Below are 14,424 nucleotides of genomic sequence, written 5' to 3' on the forward strand. Positions count from 1 at the left end.
ATAGGAGGAAAAGATGATGGAAACAAAAACACTAGATGTAGAAGGTATGACGTGTGGACATTGTAAAGTAGCGGTAACGAATGCCCTGAATGAACTAGATGGAGTGAAAAACGTTGTAGTTCACTTAGAAACAGGAAAAGTGGAAGTTGAATTGGATTCCTCGAAAGTTACAGAAGCAGAAATGCGTGAAGCGATTGAAGATCAAGGGTATGACGTGAAGTAATGTGAAAAAGCCCCTCCATGTGGAGGGGCTTTTTTATATAGATTCTATAAGTTTCCTTTAAGTGCTTTTGCCACTTTTGCCACGCGTTTTCCTAAACGAGATGCCATTGTTTTCTCTGCATCTTGAGGCTGCTGACTACCATCTGCTCCAGCTACAGTCGACGCTGCGTACGGCGAACCACCGATGCCTTCTGATGTCATCTGTTCTGGATTTTCTCCATAAGGAAGACCTACATATATCATTCCAAAGTGCATGAGTGGAACAAAAGAAGTGATCGCAGTAGATTCTTGTCCGCCATGAATCGTATTAGAACTTGTGATTACGGCCGTCGGCTTGCCTTCTAAATCGCCATTCGCCCAAAGACTGCCCGCAGAATCGAGCAGTTGTTTGATTTGTGCTGGCATCATCCCATATCGTGTCGGAATTCCCCAGATTATTCCGTCTGCCCATTTTAAATCATCTAGTGTAACTTCAGGAATATCAACCTGTGCTTCTTGAGCTTTTACATAAGCATCTTGTTGAGACATATATTTTTTTGTGACTTCAAATTCAGGAACTTTTACAACTTTAACTTCAGTACCGTCAACTTGCTTTACACCTTCAGAAGCTGCTAGTGCCATTTCATGAATATGACCATAAGAACTATAATATACAACCAAAACGTTAGCCATTATATTACCTCCTTAATTAATATGACTTAAGTACACTTCCCGTTTTTTCCTAATTGAAATCATGAAAAAATCCGCCTGTATGTTTCAGGCGGACTTCTAATAATATGGGTATGGGTAGGGCGGATAATAAGGATATGGATAAGGTGGATAATAAGGGAATAATGACAAAGCTGCCAAGGATGCTAGTGGGAAAATCTGACGATAATATCTTCTATAATAAGGATTACCATACCATTGTCGTTGATTTTGTTGTGAACTTTGTTGAACTTGCTGAGATTGTTGCTGGGGATTTGCAGACTGTTGTGTAGATTGAGGACTCTCTTGCTCTTCTTCAACTGGCATCATGTTTTGCGGAACCATCATATACACATTTTTCTTGTCTAGATCGGTAATGATACCTTCAATTTCTTGCCCGTCCCGGGTTTTAATCGTTACATGATAATACATATGCTGCTTACACATCTGATGCATACTGTCAGCCCGATACTGATCCTTCGAATGTAATTGATCTTCGCTCATATTTTCACTCCTTCCCATGTTATTCATATTTCCTTCATGCCCAAGTTATGTCTGTACATAAAAAAACAGTTATGAACTAGTTTAAAGCCACAAAAAAAACCGCTTATAAAAGCAGTTTCTTTTCTTTAACTTTTTTCTGTACTTTGAAGTTTTGTCTTAAACATTCGTTTGAAAAAGCTGAATACCGTTTCAGCCTCAAGATAATAGAACAGTTTAAATAGCAGGCTGCTTAATAAAATCCCAGCAACTACATCCAATACTACATGCTGTTTGACGAAAAGTGTCGACAAAATAATGCTGTAAGCGATCGTTGATACAATGATATCTTTCTTGATCGTCCACATCTTACTATGACGAATTCCTAATATCATGAGATAACTACTCAGTACATGAATACTCGGAAAACAGTTGAACGGTTGGTCAGCGCCATAAACATACTGAACCATTTTGGTGAGAATACCCCCTTCAACTAATTCGGGACGGGGAACCGTAGTCTGGAAAAAGAAGTAAATCACATAACATACCAGCATTCCTACACAAAAACTTAATAAGGTCCGATAATAGATGGCTCTGTCATAGACACAAAAGTAAACAAACATAAGAAAAATAAAAGCGTACCAAAGGATATAAGGTACAATGAAAATTTCCGCAAATGGGATTTGGTGATCCACTGCTGTAATAAGTTGCCTCGCCCCGCGTTCCCCATGATTTAATACTTGATAAATAATATTCAGTAAAGGGATAGAGAGGAGGAGACATAATGCTAATATATTCTCTTTTATAATACGCAATACGAACTACTCCTTTATCTAAATCATCAGCTTAATAACATATTCCCGTTTTGAAAGGTTTTACACGTTTTAAATACACCCTATTGAGGTTACCATATTATGGTTTATTTGTCATAGGTCATGAGACGTATTCTACTACAAATTTTATCTCAATTTATTGTTATGTCTAGTCTTCCCAAGTACGGTTACAATTTCTTTGCCACTATTTGCGTCAAGTAGTAAATGTACCCGTATATTATATATGCAGACTATTCTTTTTTGACTTTTCTGACAAAAGGAATATAATGGAGGTACAACCGTAAGACCTAATGCATATTTAACCTCTTTGAAAGGGAGTGTTATGGATGTATGTAGGCAATACCATAAAAGTTGATCGTTATAATGGTGAGTACTTTATGATCAGCCAAAAGTGGCTGATGGAAGTGGTTTGGAACAAATACAACATGCCATTGCACGAGTTTTTATTAGCATATGACAAATCAGACAGTGACTACATCATGTCACTCGCTGAACGGCAAAGCATTCAATATGAAATCGCACATGATGAAGACTACCTGTACATAGGGTAGTTTTTTTATTTTTATGTATGTCAAAAGCCTCCCTTCCTACATACACTGGGTTTAGGATTCAGGGGGAGGGCACATTCATGGCTAAAAAAAATGCAAAGAAAACAACAAAAAATAAATATGACAGTCAGGTTAATAAATACCAGCACACACAAAAGATGGTTACAAGTGAAACTTGCATCGCCTGTAAAACCCAATGCGTTAGAGGATTGGCTTACATGGAACGCATGTCACAGCCAGGAGCTATGGGTAAAGGAGTACCATGCCATCTTACAAAAGGAAGAGGACATAAATAAAGTGATTGTGTTCGCTGGCCGAAATATGGGCCAGCATTTTTTTGTTGCTTTTTTGAAGGTAATTTATAGGTAGAGAAGTGAAGAGAGGATTTTGAAGAGAATTTCTAGTTATGGCGATGAGGATTATCTATGGTTTAGGGAATTATGATCGATGCCGGGGATTTATGATCGATGCTTAGGATTTATGATCGATGCCGGGAATTTATGATCGGTTCTCAGGATTTGTGATCGATAGCGGGAATTTATAATCGATTCCCGAAAATTTCACCCACCCCAAAAACCCTGAATCAACAACAACATCCTCTACTCAAACACCGTCAAAGACGTAATCACCTGTTTGTGGTACACTTTGTGTGGTTTATATTACCATAAAAAGGATGAAGCATTTTTATGATCAAAGCAAATCGCTATTTTCATTTTTTATGGAGCGGACAGACGCTCGCGAACTTAAGAGATATTCTCTATATCATTTGTTTGATTACACTTGTTTACAATGAAACGGGATCTGTCCTGCATATGGCTCTTATTCCATTTGCGAAAACGATGTCCTTGCTTGTTTCAGGTTTTCTAGCTCCTCTTTTTATTGAAAAGTACAAACGAACAAGTTTGCTGATCAATACGCTGCTCCTTAAAACAGGGGTTTTATTTTGTTTATGTTTATTGAGTTTATATGGTATACATACGGCTGCAGCCTTTACCCTATTATATATTTTGGTCGTGATCATATCTCTTCTCGAAGGTCTCGGAAATCCTGCACGAAGATCGATGGTTCCTGATCTTGTAGAAAGTGATGAGCTTGTAAAAGCAAACAGTTTCATCAGTATTGCCAACCAGACTTCTATGCTTTTGTCATGGCCACTCGGCAGTGTTCTATTGGTGATGTGGGGGGAACAAAATATGCTATGGGTAACTTTTGGCTTATTTGTCGCTGCAACCTTACTTACTATACAAATAAAGGTTAACGAAAAGGAGAACGTTCAGCAGCAAGAATCAAAGTGGAAAGCGATGAAAGAAGGTTGGCAACTGATCTTTCAATCAAAAAAACTTACAACATTAACAGTTATGGATGTACTTGAAAACTTCGGTCACGGGGTTTGGATCGCAGCAATTCTTTACGTATATGTTGAAACAGCGATAGGAAAAGGAGAAGCGTGGTGGGGTTACATCAATGCGTCTTTTTTTGCAGGAATGATGGTAGCGGGTGTCGTAGTATATCGATTCTCTAAATGGATGGAATCATATCTGGGCTTTGTCATTATGGCATCGACGGTTTGTTTGATGTTCCTTAACGTGTGGTTCGGTTTAACTTCATCAGCATGGATTGCCTTATTGGTTTCATTCGTTTTTGGGTTTCCTCAGATGGCGAGAGATGTGTCCCAAAATACGCTGATCCAAGAATCCTATAGAGATAAACAGCTAGCTAAAGTGTATGCATCTCATGGGACACTCGTGTATGGGACATTTGGAATAGCGACATTATTACTCGGTTGGTTTGCAGAGGAATTTGGAGTTAGAGAGACATACTTATTAGTGAGTTTTCTGTTTATGGTTTCCTTTTCGATCGCTTTTTTGAATCGTAAAGTCCTACATTCTAACCAGAAAATGACCCCACTTGAACAAGAAAGTGTATAGATAACCTATCAATTCTATCTAATAACTTGGGAAAACTGCTTGTATTTTACTAAAAAGAAAGCACATGTTCTCCTTCAATTTTCCCAATACAAAGCAAGTCGGCATCCTGTTACAATAATTATACACCCTCTTCCCTGCAAGACGGGTAGAAAAGTAACAGGAATGGGTGAATACCATTGAAAAAGAAAGTACTTGTCTATTTGTATCCACAATTTAGAGAAGTTGAAGTAATGACGACTTTATCTATTATCGGTAAAAAGTATGAAGTGCTGCCTTTCTCGCTGTTGCCAGGAACTGTTACTAGTGAATGTGGTTTACTGATGCAGCCTACGATTAAGATGAAGAATATTAGTCCTATTGATTATGAGATGCTTATTATTCCTGGAGGAAAACAAGCTTTCACACAAGGAAACCCGAGACTTCTGCATTTGTTGCAAGTGTTCAACAGAGAGAATATTAAGATTGCAGCTATTGGAAACGGAGCAGTTATTTTAGGACGAGCTGGTATATTAAACGGCAGATCATATACTGTGTCTTTACGTGAAGATGAATTTGCGAAAACAAACAGTTGGTTGAATGGAACGTATCAATCAAAACAGATTGTGGAAGATAAGAATCTTTTAACAGCAAAAAGCCATGCTTATATTGACTTTGGTTTAACGATCGGGGACCGTTTGCAATGTTTTGACGGCCTGGAAGAATATAATTTTTATAAAGGTACAAGTTCCTTTTAACGGAACGCTGATCTTTGCTCCCCCTTATCGCTTTCTGGCTATTAGCTAGAAAGCGTTTTTTTATGGAAAAATTCACTAAAGTAATCTTTGATAATAATTAAAAGTTTAGTGCTTGACAAAAGTAAGTTATGGAATTATGATGTAAAGGAATCAACTTACTAAAGAGAAGTTAATTACAACAGATACAAAAAGGAGAGAAACAAAAATGAAAGTACTTTACATTAACTCTAACCCAAAACCAATGGATCAATCGTTCGGGCTTCGCTTAGGACGTCACTTTTTAAACGAACTTTCTAACCAAAATGAAAACGTAGAAATTGAAACGGTGAACCTTTATGAAGAGAATATTCCGTTCATCGATGCAGATGTTCTAGATGCTTGGGGAAAATTAGCTGCAGGAGTAGAGCTTTCTCCATCACAAGTTGAAAAAACGAGCCGCATGGGAGAAATCTTAGAACAATTCCTTTCAGCAGACATGTATGTATTTAACACACCAATGTGGAACTTGAGCTATCCTCCAATGCTTAAAGCGTATATTGATAATGTAGTGATGGCAGGTAAGACGTTTAAATATACAGAGAACGGTCCAGCTGGATTATTAGGCGGTAAGACTGCAGTTCACGTTCAATCTCGTGGTGGAGTATATTCTGAAGGTCCTGCTCAAGCATTTGAGTTCACGAACGGATACCTTCAAGGTGTGATGGCATTCATCGGAATTACAGATTATCATCATGTATTTACAGAAGGTATGGCAGCGGCACCAGATCGTGCAGAAGAGATCTTGGCTGATGCAAGAGAAAGAGCGACAGAATTAGCTAAAGAATTAGTATCAGCTAAACGCAATGCATAATTTTTGACTTCAACTGATAACCCACTATAATTGGTGGCATAGTAACGAGGTGTCAACTAAAATTGGCACCTCTTTATTTTATAGAGAAATCATTAGAATGCGGAATAGGGAGTGGAAGAAATGAACGAAACATTTAAAGTCATGGAAGAACGATCTTCTGTCCGTTTGTATCAAAAAGATAAAGAAATACCGAGTGAAACGCTTCATCAGATTTTTGAGATGGCTGGGAAAGCTCCGTCAGCATGGAATTTGCAGCACTGGCGTTTTATTGTAGTAACCTCTCAAGAACAAAAAGAGAAACTTTTCCCGATTGCTTATAATCAAAAGCATGTGCTGGATGCATCAGCTGTAGTGGTAGTCTTAGGAGACACAGAAGCAGATAAAGTAGCTGCAGAAGTATTTGAAAAAGCTCCAGAAGAAGCAAGAAATATGTTATTAAAAAACATCAACTCTGCCTATTCACAAGGGCGTGCGATTGGCGAAAGAGAAGCACTAAAAAATGCATCACTCGGTGCGATGCAACTCATGCTTGCTGCTAAAGCCGTGGGTGTTGATTCATGCCCGATGACAGGATTCGATCATGCGGCTATTGTGCCTGCTCTCGGAATTCCAGAACGATTCATTCCTGTAATGATGATTACATTAGGGTATGGTAACGGTCCTGCAAAGCCCACAGAACGCTTTGATGTTAATCGGATCGTGATGCATAATAAATTTGAAGAAAAATAGATCAGTTTATTAAGCAGTTGTGCATACTTTAGGCATAGCTGCTTTTTTGATCTTACTTACTCGAGAAGCACTAAGTTGTTTCATGTGAAAATGTGCTATCATACAAATAAAATCAGTTTTGGCAAGGAGACTGTATGAACACATTAACCATTTCAATCCTAATTACCCTCGTTATCATCATCTTCGTCGTCATTATTTTTGCAGCTGCCATTACAAAAGGGTATTCCTATAAACATACGATCGATCAGTTGGACGACAATCCGTATCTTAAAAATGAAAATAAAGATAAAGGAAATGAGGAAGATAAGGAGCGTTCATAAGAAAGGGTGTATAAGTATGGAGTTTGTAATAGAGCCTAAACCACCATTTGATTTTCAAAAGATGATGCAGCGACTCACGGTTACAGGGAAAACACATGTTTTAAAACTCAATGAACAATTTACAGAATACGAAAAAATAATCAGGATAGAAGAGAGCTCTTGCTTTGTAAAAGTAGTATGGAGCGGAACTGTTACTAGCCCTGTTCTAAACTGTAAGACAATACCTTTAAATGGTTCAGTATCTGAAGAAGCAGTTAAGAAAAAAATTCAACAACTGTTTTCAACTGAAGTCGATCTTTCACCTCTTTATGACCACTTTTCTGAACACGAGAAATTGGTTGGAGTACTACAACGTTTTAAAGGATTAAAACTTCTTACAGACACTGACTTGTTTGAATCCATTGTAAAAATTATTATCGGTCAACAAGTAAATTTAACTTTTGCTGGAACGTTGACAGAACGTCTTATTGAGCTTGCTGGAGAAAAGGTAGAGGTAGAAGGTAATACATATCAAGTCTTTCCAACTCCCACATCTGTCTCAAAACTTAAGTATGAAGACCTTCGCGAGCTTCAATTCAGTCAGAGAAAAGCAGAATATATCATCGATCTGGCAAAGCTGATCTCAGAAGGAACTATTGATTTTGAAAGCTTATGGAGTATGTCAGATGAAGAAGTGATGAAAACGCTGTTGCCTATAAGAGGGATAGGAAAATGGACGATCGAATGTCTTTTAATCTTTGGTATGGGAAGAACGGATGTACTGCCTGCTGCAGATATTGGATTAAGAAATGCCATCCGTCAAGTATGGAAGTTAGCTGAGCAACCATCAGAAGAAGAGGTAAGGGAGCTGGCGCAGGATTGGACACCGTGGCGTACATATATCACGTATTATTTATGGGAGAGTTTAAATCAGACTCCTGTAGTTGTGGATCATACTTAATAAAAAGGTGAGGAGCACTCTGTAAGTGACCCTCACCTTTTTTCATTTATAATTCTTTACCAAGAAACTGTGCGATCGCCTTCATGCCATATATATTTGCTTCTGCTTCAGCATCACGGTTGTAGTTCGTATTCGTGTTTACATCATAGGCATATACGTTTCCACTCTTATCCGTAATGATCTCAATGCCGGCAAACGTAATTCCGTTTGCGTCTAAGAACGCTTCATAACTTTCTTGATTTGGTAGAACAAAGTCTTTAAGAATCTTAAACTTTGGTGTTGGAGTCTCTGGTTGATCTGTAATCGGACAGAACTGATCACCGATCTGGCAAGCGTCAGCCGGACAAAGTTCAAATCCTTCAGAAGTATCTACTTGAACGGCATATAAAAATTTGCCCCCAATAAATTCGCAGCGCACGATATAAGGTTCTGGTGCTTCGATATAATCTTGTAGAAGAGTAATTCCGTCGATGGATTCATCAAAATTCTCCGAATGTACATAAAACTCTAGGGCAGTTTGCGTTTGAAATAATTGAACCCCAAGACCTTTACCAGCACGGTTGTGTTTCGTGATGAAAGGGCCTTTAAATTTCGTTGCAGCGTGTAGCAACTCTTCTTTTCCGTAAGCGGCAATCGTTCGGGGAACAGGTATATGAAATGCTTTTAATGCGCTGTATTGTTTCACTTTACTGATCTCAAGCTGAAGCGCTCTTGAGTCGTTAAATACTTTACGGTCATAGCTCTCAAGCCAGGATAATACCGCTGACGTATATTCAGGTGCATATCTGTGTCCTCTTGTGTGAGAGGAGGCACTCATTCTGTTGTAGAAAATACCTTGTGGTGGAGCTTCTGTCAGATCAATGTGTCCTTTTTTCATATGCCAATCTTCATAAGGTAGACCCAGCTCTTCAAATCGTTTAAATAACGGAGCAGTCCATTCACTATTCTCATGAATCACATATATTTTTTTTGTCATAATATCCTCCTTGTATGCAAGAATTCCGACTAATTATATATTATTAGTCTATATTAAATGAAGTGGTATGAACAGAAAAAAGAAGCCGTTTACTTTGGCTTCTTCAAGTGCTCTAACTTCTCAAATTTTTTTAATGCATCTACATACTGTTTGTACTCAGTATCAGAAATGTTCTCTTCACCGTAACGTACTTTTTCATATGCGTTTAAAACAGATACTGCCTCTTTTCCGGATAAATCAAGTCTCATAAACCAATTCGATGCGGATTCACCCGGTTCTCTTCCAAACCCCTTTTTATCCATTGCTTTTTCAAATTGTAAAAATTTCTTTCTCGTTCTGTCTTTTGATTGAAGCCATCTTTTCTTACCCATCAACTGTCTGTTCGCATATGAATTATCAAGAACTGAAATGTTTCCGTTAAGCAATAAGCTCGACTGATTGTTGAATATATTCTTCTTCTTCCAAAGAAAGAAAAGAACAATGATGATAAGAATCGCGATTGTTGTATATAGAAGCATTGGAGACTCTGTAAGTGTTTCAGGACGCTGTTCTAATACCTCCTCTGTCGTATTACCCAGCTTCACCTTTCCGCCTTCTTTTGTATTAAACAATTTTTTAAGCATTTGGATCAATGAGGGAAGAAGGGAAAACAACTTCCAAAGAGGAACCGCCAAAATATAATACAAAATGAAGAATACCCCGTCTAGAATCCAATAAATTAGTTGCTTTATAGGTCCTAATACAGCAAGGATCACCCCGCTTAACCCAACTAGCGTTAAGGGAACAGCAAAATCCTTCATTACGATCACAATAGAATCATTCTTAAAATAATGCAGAATCATTTTAATGAGTAACATGAGCAGGAATTGTGTCCAGATAGCTCCATATATGACGGTGTAGCCATCTTTAAAAAAGAGCGAAAGAATGAATGTTAACACTGCGCCGAGACCAAAAATCAATTCAAGATCTGTCTTAAAAGGATCATTCCAATTTTCTGCACTTCTCCACATAAGTACGATTGAGACGAGAATGGATAATAGGATTGAAGACGTCATGTACCAAAACAGGATTGAAGATAGGATCAAAAAACAAACTAGTGTTATCTTAAATAACTTAGGTTTGAATATAAACAGAGCCCCGCTAATTACGATCAGGGGTATTAGATTTACAACGAACCATACGAATTCTAGCCAAGTTGCCCCCGTTGTAAAAATGGTCATGATTATAAAAACTAGCACGGCATCAAAGGTTACGTTCAATGCATAAAGTGAAAACTGCTGATTTTTCTTTAGCATGAAGCGACCTCCGATGAAAGGTATGGCATCAGTATGGCACGTTCTTCGTTTTGCTCGACATAAAAGGTTCTTCCACCTGATCTAGACCACTTCTTAATTAAGATTTGAGAATTTTGGTCAGTAGGAATATGGCCTAAAAAGATGACGAAAGGACTCGTTCCGACAAAACTACGATCCATCTTATTCCACATGATCTGAGGTTTAACGATGACATTAGATCGGTCAATCCTCGCCAGACCTTCAAGGATACTGCTCAGGTGGATCGCTCCGCTTCCAGTTGGCACATGATACATCCCCATCGGACCTGGAACTTTAAAATTCATGAACACTTCAAAAGGAATCCCTTTTTCAGCAGCAAATTGACACATGTATGCCAAGTGACTGATCTCGTTCTCCATATCCTCAAGAGATTTCATCTCTTTATGATCAGGAAGTATCGTATAAACAAATGTCCAGTGATATACAACTGTTTTTTCAAAAACTCTTGTTTGAAGCGAGCCTGAGCGTGCTGTAGCTTTCCAATGTATCTTATGAAAAGAGTCTCCTGGAGAATAATCTCGATTACCTGCAGGAAGAGATACGTTCTCAAATAATGCAAAAGGTCTTACAGCTTCACCGCTGCCTTGAGAAAACAGATGCTCAATGCGATGAACAGGGAGTGGTCTCGGGTAAACGACAATTTCTGTTGGAAATATACCGTTATAAGCCAAGGCTTGACCACTTAATGAAAGAGGATCTTGTAATTGAAGGGTCAAATTAGAAATTCTTGTTGTTCCTCTTCTTGTAGCAGTAAAAGGTATTGTTTGTGTAAAAGCTGTTTGGCGAAAGAGTGCAAAATGACGTTTAACTTCAATTCTTCCTTTTGAAGTTTGGTTGGACTCAACATGACCTTTGACCTCTATCGGAGCTCGGTGTGTGAAGATGAGCTCTCCTCTGTAAGAAGGCCATCTGCCATTATGAACAAGTTTTACATTGAATTGATCTGTATCTCCAGGAAACAAACGATGAACTTGTTTAGTAGTATCTAAAACAATCTCCTTTTTTGCTAACCTAGATTGAAGCAATAACGTTCCATACAAAAAAATGATCGCAAGTCCTAATAAAAACAGAAATGGAATATTACGATAAAAGCCTATCAGAAGTATTAATGGGCTGAAAATAACTATGGCCCGAAAGATGGATTTAATCCATACCTCGCTGTTCCAATGCATGTTATCTACCTGCCTCAGACTCTACAGGGACAATAATTGCTTCAAGGATCTCATGTAACAATTGATCTTTCGTTTTTCTCATCGTTCCTTCCATCGTTAATACTAGTCGGTGAGTTAATACATAAGGAGCTACGAATTGGACATCGTCTGGAGTAACGAACGTTCTTCCTTGTACATAAGCAGCACCTTGAGCAGCTCTCATGAAGGCAAGGGTACCACGAGGAGACACACCGTTCTCAATAAATTCATGACTGCGGGTCGCGTGAACGATGGATAGTAGATAATGCTCAATACTATCACTAACATGAATGTGCTTTACTTCTTCTTGCATGACTAATATATCTTCTAAAGTGAAGACAGGTTCTAAAGAATCTTGTGGGTTATTTTTACGATACATGTGAAGCATTTCTTTTTCTTGATCGTAGTTTGGAAAACCAGACGGCAGTTTCATAAAAAAACGATCAAGCTGAGCCTCAGGAAGTGGGAATGTTCCGTGAGATTCTATAGGGTTCTGTGTTGCTAGAACTAAGAAAGGAGATGGAAGGGGAAGGGTTTCACCGTCGATCGTCACTTGTCTTTCTTCCATCACTTCTAATAGACTAGATTGAGCTCGAGGTGTAGCCCGGTTGATTTCATCTGCTAATAAGATGTTAGTCATAACCGGACCGGGACGCAGCTCAAACTCTTGATGCTTCGGATGAAAGAATTGTATACCGGTAATATCAGCTGGAAGGATATCTGGGGTGAACTGAATTCTTTTAAATTCTCCACCTATTAATCGGGCGAGGCTTTTAGCAAGCACAGTTTTTCCTGTTCCGGGAACATCTTCTAAGAGTAAATGACCTTTATTGACGATCGATATCATTGTTAATTCAACAAGTTCTTCTTTTCCTGTTAACACTTCAGCTATTGCATTTTTAATAATTGTCATCTTATCCTTCATGTTCATGAATGTACATCCTCTCAAAAATGTTAATTTAACTTTATCATTATTATAATATTTAGAAAATAAAAAATGTAATATTTTTGAAATTAATGTAAACATAAAAAAACTCACAGCTTATTTTAAAGCTGTGAGCGAAGAATAGATGAAGTACTGTGACATCATCTCATTTAGTTTAAAATGGTAATATTTACGCTTTTTCTTCCCCAATTAACGGCGTCAGAATAGTTTTTCATAAATACATCAATCTCTTTACCATCGATTCCACCACCAGTATCGTCAGCCACAGCATAACCATAACCAGGAACATAAACAACAGATCCGATAGGAATAACGTTTGGATCAACAGCGATTACTTTTGCATAAGGAATTTCTTTTAGGTTTGTGCCATTGAAAGTTGTACCGCTGCAGCCTTCACAACTTGCCGTATAGGCAGTCGCAGAAACAGTCATACTCTTTTTTGTAACGTTATTTTGAATGCTGTTAAACGTTTGAGGTCCAGCAATACCGTCTACTGATAAGCTCTTAGCTCGTTGATAGTCTGTTACGGCTTGTTTAGTAACGGGACCATAATAGCCTGTTGTTACAGCAAAATCATAGAATCCTAGCGCTTTTAATTTTCCTTGAAGTTCATATACGTCATTGTCCCAAGTACCCGGTCGGAGAGTGTGATCCCCCATTGCTGCAAATCCACTAACGGGAGCAGAAACGAGCAATCCGAATGCCAGAGCCCCTGTAATTACCCATTTTTTTATCATGATAACTCCTCCTAATATGTATAATTGGTTAAATACGCCTCGGTTGCCAATTATACTAATCAAATGTAACAAACTCATTAGGAGAAGATAACAAAAAGATTACATTACTATTTTCATATAATAATAGGTAATTATGGAATTTAATAGATATCCTTGATGTTCGATAGGAAACAGTAGAGAATAAGGTTTTTAAACGACAAATTTCCCAGGAAATAGACAAAAATTACGAGTTATCGCTAGGCTCACCAATAAAATCATCTAAGCGATTCAATAACTGATCTAATTCCTGACTGCAGATTACTGTTTCTTTAGCAGTTAAACCATATGTTTTGCCAAGACATAACAATACTTCACGTTTTTCCTCAATTAATTGCAATAACATGTTTCATTCACAACTTTCATGAGAGATTTTGTCTTCACTTAATATGCAATAAATTCACAAAAAGAAAAAGGGTTTCGTCTAAAAAAGTGATAATGTTACAAAAATCTACATAGCGACGGGGTTGTATGTCGAATTGAGAACCTAGGAGATGGAAGGTCTTCTAAAATAAAAAACGACCTGGATATAGGCCGCTTATTATGCTTTTTGTTGGATTCTAGCGTACTGATTTAATAATTGGTCGAGTTGTTGGCTTATTGTGACCAGTTTAGGGTGTGTTAGTTCATAGTTTAGTTGATTTGAGTTTCGATATAATTCTTCTCTTAATAGGAGGATTCGTTCTTGAATACTTTTTTCTATTATACGTAGTTCTTCCTTTCCGGATGTAACGACTAAGAAGTCTCTATGGCAATTGACTAGCATATCATTAAAGATAAACTTAACTCCACGGAACTTCTTTTCATATATCTTATCTGTTGGTTCATGCTTGTAAAAGTCTTTATGAGACACTTCACTTAAATTTATCGGTAAAAATTGGAATTGTTTTAGGTGTTAAATGTGTATCTTTGGTCAATTTCATCGGTTTCCTTT

The 14,424-nt window shown here is 37.8% G+C and carries 18 protein-coding genes and 2 pseudogenes; 9 read left to right on the plus strand and 11 right to left on the minus strand.

What is annotated here, in order from left to right:
* Window positions 1–16: 16 nt before the first annotated feature.
* Window positions 17–223 carry a copper chaperone CopZ gene (gene copZ / locus ACNJYY_RS04675; RefSeq protein WP_416731802.1) on the plus strand — a complete coding sequence of 69 codons (207 nt, stop codon included), beginning with the start codon at window positions 17–19 and terminating at the stop codon, window positions 221–223.
* Window positions 224–267: 44 nt separating this feature from the next.
* Here the strand turns inward: copZ and wrbA are convergent, their stop codons facing one another.
* From wrbA to ACNJYY_RS04690, 3 genes are all read right to left on the minus strand, one after another.
* Window positions 268–894, minus strand: coding sequence for an NAD(P)H:quinone oxidoreductase (gene wrbA / locus ACNJYY_RS04680; protein WP_144702642.1), 627 nt, complete (start codon window positions 892–894; stop codon window positions 268–270).
* Window positions 895–990: 96 nt separating this feature from the next.
* A complete protein-coding gene (locus tag ACNJYY_RS04685; RefSeq protein ID WP_416730752.1) occupies window positions 991–1,413 on the minus strand; it encodes a hypothetical protein in 423 nt (140 codons plus the stop codon).
* A gap of 125 nt (window positions 1,414–1,538) precedes the next feature.
* On the minus strand, window positions 1,539–2,084 hold the full coding sequence (locus ACNJYY_RS04690) for a phosphatase PAP2 family protein (protein ID WP_416731803.1): 546 nt from the start codon (window positions 2,082–2,084) through the stop codon (window positions 1,539–1,541).
* Window positions 2,085–2,548: 464 nt separating this feature from the next.
* On the opposite strand from ACNJYY_RS04690, the gene ACNJYY_RS04695 reads away from it, so the two are divergent.
* From ACNJYY_RS04695 to ACNJYY_RS04730, 8 genes are all read left to right on the plus strand, one after another.
* Window positions 2,549–2,773: a hypothetical protein gene (locus tag ACNJYY_RS04695; protein WP_144702636.1), complete on the plus strand. Its 225-nt coding sequence runs from the start codon at window positions 2,549–2,551 to the stop codon at window positions 2,771–2,773.
* Window positions 2,774–2,850: 77 nt separating this feature from the next.
* Entirely contained in the window at window positions 2,851–3,066 is a 216-nt protein-coding gene (locus ACNJYY_RS04700; protein WP_191753158.1) for a hypothetical protein, read from the plus strand.
* A 390-nt stretch (window positions 3,067–3,456) separates the two neighbouring features.
* Entirely contained in the window at window positions 3,457–4,698 is a 1,242-nt protein-coding gene (locus tag ACNJYY_RS04705) for an MFS transporter (RefSeq protein WP_416730753.1), read from the plus strand.
* A gap of 176 nt (window positions 4,699–4,874) precedes the next feature.
* Window positions 4,875–5,432: a DJ-1/PfpI family protein gene (locus tag ACNJYY_RS04710; protein WP_066391610.1), complete on the plus strand. Its 558-nt coding sequence runs from the start codon at window positions 4,875–4,877 to the stop codon at window positions 5,430–5,432.
* A gap of 205 nt (window positions 5,433–5,637) precedes the next feature.
* Window positions 5,638–6,282 carry an FMN-dependent NADH-azoreductase gene (locus tag ACNJYY_RS04715; protein WP_416730754.1) on the plus strand — a complete coding sequence of 215 codons (645 nt, stop codon included), beginning with the start codon at window positions 5,638–5,640 and terminating at the stop codon, window positions 6,280–6,282.
* Between the two features lie 120 nt (window positions 6,283–6,402).
* On the plus strand, window positions 6,403–7,011 hold the full coding sequence (locus tag ACNJYY_RS04720) for a nitroreductase family protein (RefSeq protein ID WP_416730755.1): 609 nt from the start codon (window positions 6,403–6,405) through the stop codon (window positions 7,009–7,011).
* 134 nt (window positions 7,012–7,145) lie between these two features.
* Window positions 7,146–7,331, plus strand: a complete 186-nt coding sequence (ytzI, locus tag ACNJYY_RS04725) for a YtzI protein (protein WP_416730756.1) — start codon at window positions 7,146–7,148, stop codon at window positions 7,329–7,331.
* A 16-nt stretch (window positions 7,332–7,347) separates the two neighbouring features.
* Window positions 7,348–8,271: a DNA-3-methyladenine glycosylase family protein gene (locus tag ACNJYY_RS04730; protein WP_416730757.1), complete on the plus strand. Its 924-nt coding sequence runs from the start codon at window positions 7,348–7,350 to the stop codon at window positions 8,269–8,271.
* Between the two features lie 46 nt (window positions 8,272–8,317).
* Here ACNJYY_RS04730 and ACNJYY_RS04735 read toward each other — a convergent pair whose 3' ends face one another.
* From ACNJYY_RS04735 to ACNJYY_RS04770, 8 genes and pseudogenes are all read right to left on the minus strand, one after another.
* A complete protein-coding gene (locus tag ACNJYY_RS04735; protein WP_416730758.1) occupies window positions 8,318–9,247 on the minus strand; it encodes an ATP-grasp domain-containing protein in 930 nt (309 codons plus the stop codon).
* An 89-nt stretch (window positions 9,248–9,336) separates the two neighbouring features.
* Window positions 9,337–10,542, minus strand: coding sequence for a DUF4129 domain-containing protein (locus ACNJYY_RS04740; protein ID WP_416730759.1), 1,206 nt, complete (start codon window positions 10,540–10,542; stop codon window positions 9,337–9,339).
* Window positions 10,536–11,753 carry a DUF58 domain-containing protein gene (locus ACNJYY_RS04745; RefSeq protein WP_416730760.1) on the minus strand — a complete coding sequence of 406 codons (1,218 nt, stop codon included), beginning with the start codon at window positions 11,751–11,753 and terminating at the stop codon, window positions 10,536–10,538. The genes ACNJYY_RS04740 and ACNJYY_RS04745 overlap by 7 nt, the downstream gene beginning before the upstream one ends.
* 1 nt (window position 11,754) lies before the next feature.
* Window positions 11,755–12,702: an AAA family ATPase gene (locus tag ACNJYY_RS04750; RefSeq protein WP_416730761.1), complete on the minus strand. Its 948-nt coding sequence runs from the start codon at window positions 12,700–12,702 to the stop codon at window positions 11,755–11,757.
* Between the two features lie 164 nt (window positions 12,703–12,866).
* Window positions 12,867–13,163, minus strand: a pseudogene (locus tag ACNJYY_RS04755) (3D domain-containing protein); the annotation flags it as partial.
* Between the two features lie 24 nt (window positions 13,164–13,187).
* A pseudogene (locus tag ACNJYY_RS04760) lies at window positions 13,188–13,532 on the minus strand (peptidoglycan-binding domain-containing protein); the annotation flags it as partial.
* Between the two features lie 145 nt (window positions 13,533–13,677).
* Complete coding sequence (locus ACNJYY_RS04765) at window positions 13,678–13,836, minus strand: aspartyl-phosphate phosphatase Spo0E family protein (protein WP_197190749.1); 159 nt, start codon at window positions 13,834–13,836, stop codon at window positions 13,678–13,680.
* A 195-nt stretch (window positions 13,837–14,031) separates the two neighbouring features.
* Window positions 14,032–14,343, minus strand: coding sequence for a Spo0E family sporulation regulatory protein-aspartic acid phosphatase (locus ACNJYY_RS04770; protein ID WP_416730762.1), 312 nt, complete (start codon window positions 14,341–14,343; stop codon window positions 14,032–14,034).
* Window positions 14,344–14,424 lie beyond the last annotated feature (81 nt).

It is taken from the genome of Fictibacillus tiangongensis, assembly GCF_048083785.1.
Classification (GTDB): Bacteria; Bacillota; Bacilli; order Bacillales; family Fictibacillaceae; genus Fictibacillus.

What these genes read in the sequence shown, in the direction of transcription:
- copZ (WP_416731802.1), top strand. Translation starts at nt 17, where the DNA reads ATGGAAACAAAAACACTAGATGTAGAAGGTATGACGTGTGGACATTGT.
- wrbA (WP_144702642.1), bottom strand. Translation starts at nt 894, where the DNA reads ATGGCTAACGTTTTGGTTGTATATTATAGTTCTTATGGTCATATTCAT.
- ACNJYY_RS04685 (WP_416730752.1), bottom strand. Translation starts at nt 1,413, where the DNA reads ATGAGCGAAGATCAATTACATTCGAAGGATCAGTATCGGGCTGACAGT.
- ACNJYY_RS04695 (WP_144702636.1), top strand. Translation starts at nt 2,549, where the DNA reads ATGTATGTAGGCAATACCATAAAAGTTGATCGTTATAATGGTGAGTAC.
- ACNJYY_RS04700 (WP_191753158.1), top strand. Translation starts at nt 2,851, where the DNA reads ATGGCTAAAAAAAATGCAAAGAAAACAACAAAAAATAAATATGACAGT.
- ACNJYY_RS04705 (WP_416730753.1), top strand. Translation starts at nt 3,457, where the DNA reads ATGATCAAAGCAAATCGCTATTTTCATTTTTTATGGAGCGGACAGACG.
- ACNJYY_RS04715 (WP_416730754.1), top strand. Translation starts at nt 5,638, where the DNA reads ATGAAAGTACTTTACATTAACTCTAACCCAAAACCAATGGATCAATCG.
- ACNJYY_RS04720 (WP_416730755.1), top strand. Translation starts at nt 6,403, where the DNA reads ATGAACGAAACATTTAAAGTCATGGAAGAACGATCTTCTGTCCGTTTG.
- ytzI (WP_416730756.1), top strand. Translation starts at nt 7,146, where the DNA reads ATGAACACATTAACCATTTCAATCCTAATTACCCTCGTTATCATCATC.
- ACNJYY_RS04730 (WP_416730757.1), top strand. Translation starts at nt 7,348, where the DNA reads ATGGAGTTTGTAATAGAGCCTAAACCACCATTTGATTTTCAAAAGATG.
- ACNJYY_RS04735 (WP_416730758.1), bottom strand. Translation starts at nt 9,247, where the DNA reads ATGACAAAAAAAATATATGTGATTCATGAGAATAGTGAATGGACTGCT.
- ACNJYY_RS04740 (WP_416730759.1), bottom strand. Translation starts at nt 10,542, where the DNA reads ATGCTAAAGAAAAATCAGCAGTTTTCACTTTATGCATTGAACGTAACC.
- ACNJYY_RS04745 (WP_416730760.1), bottom strand. Translation starts at nt 11,753, where the DNA reads ATGCATTGGAACAGCGAGGTATGGATTAAATCCATCTTTCGGGCCATA.
- ACNJYY_RS04750 (WP_416730761.1), bottom strand. Translation starts at nt 12,702, where the DNA reads ATGAACATGAAGGATAAGATGACAATTATTAAAAATGCAATAGCTGAA.
- ACNJYY_RS04765 (WP_197190749.1), bottom strand. Translation starts at nt 13,836, where the DNA reads ATGTTATTGCAATTAATTGAGGAAAAACGTGAAGTATTGTTATGTCTT.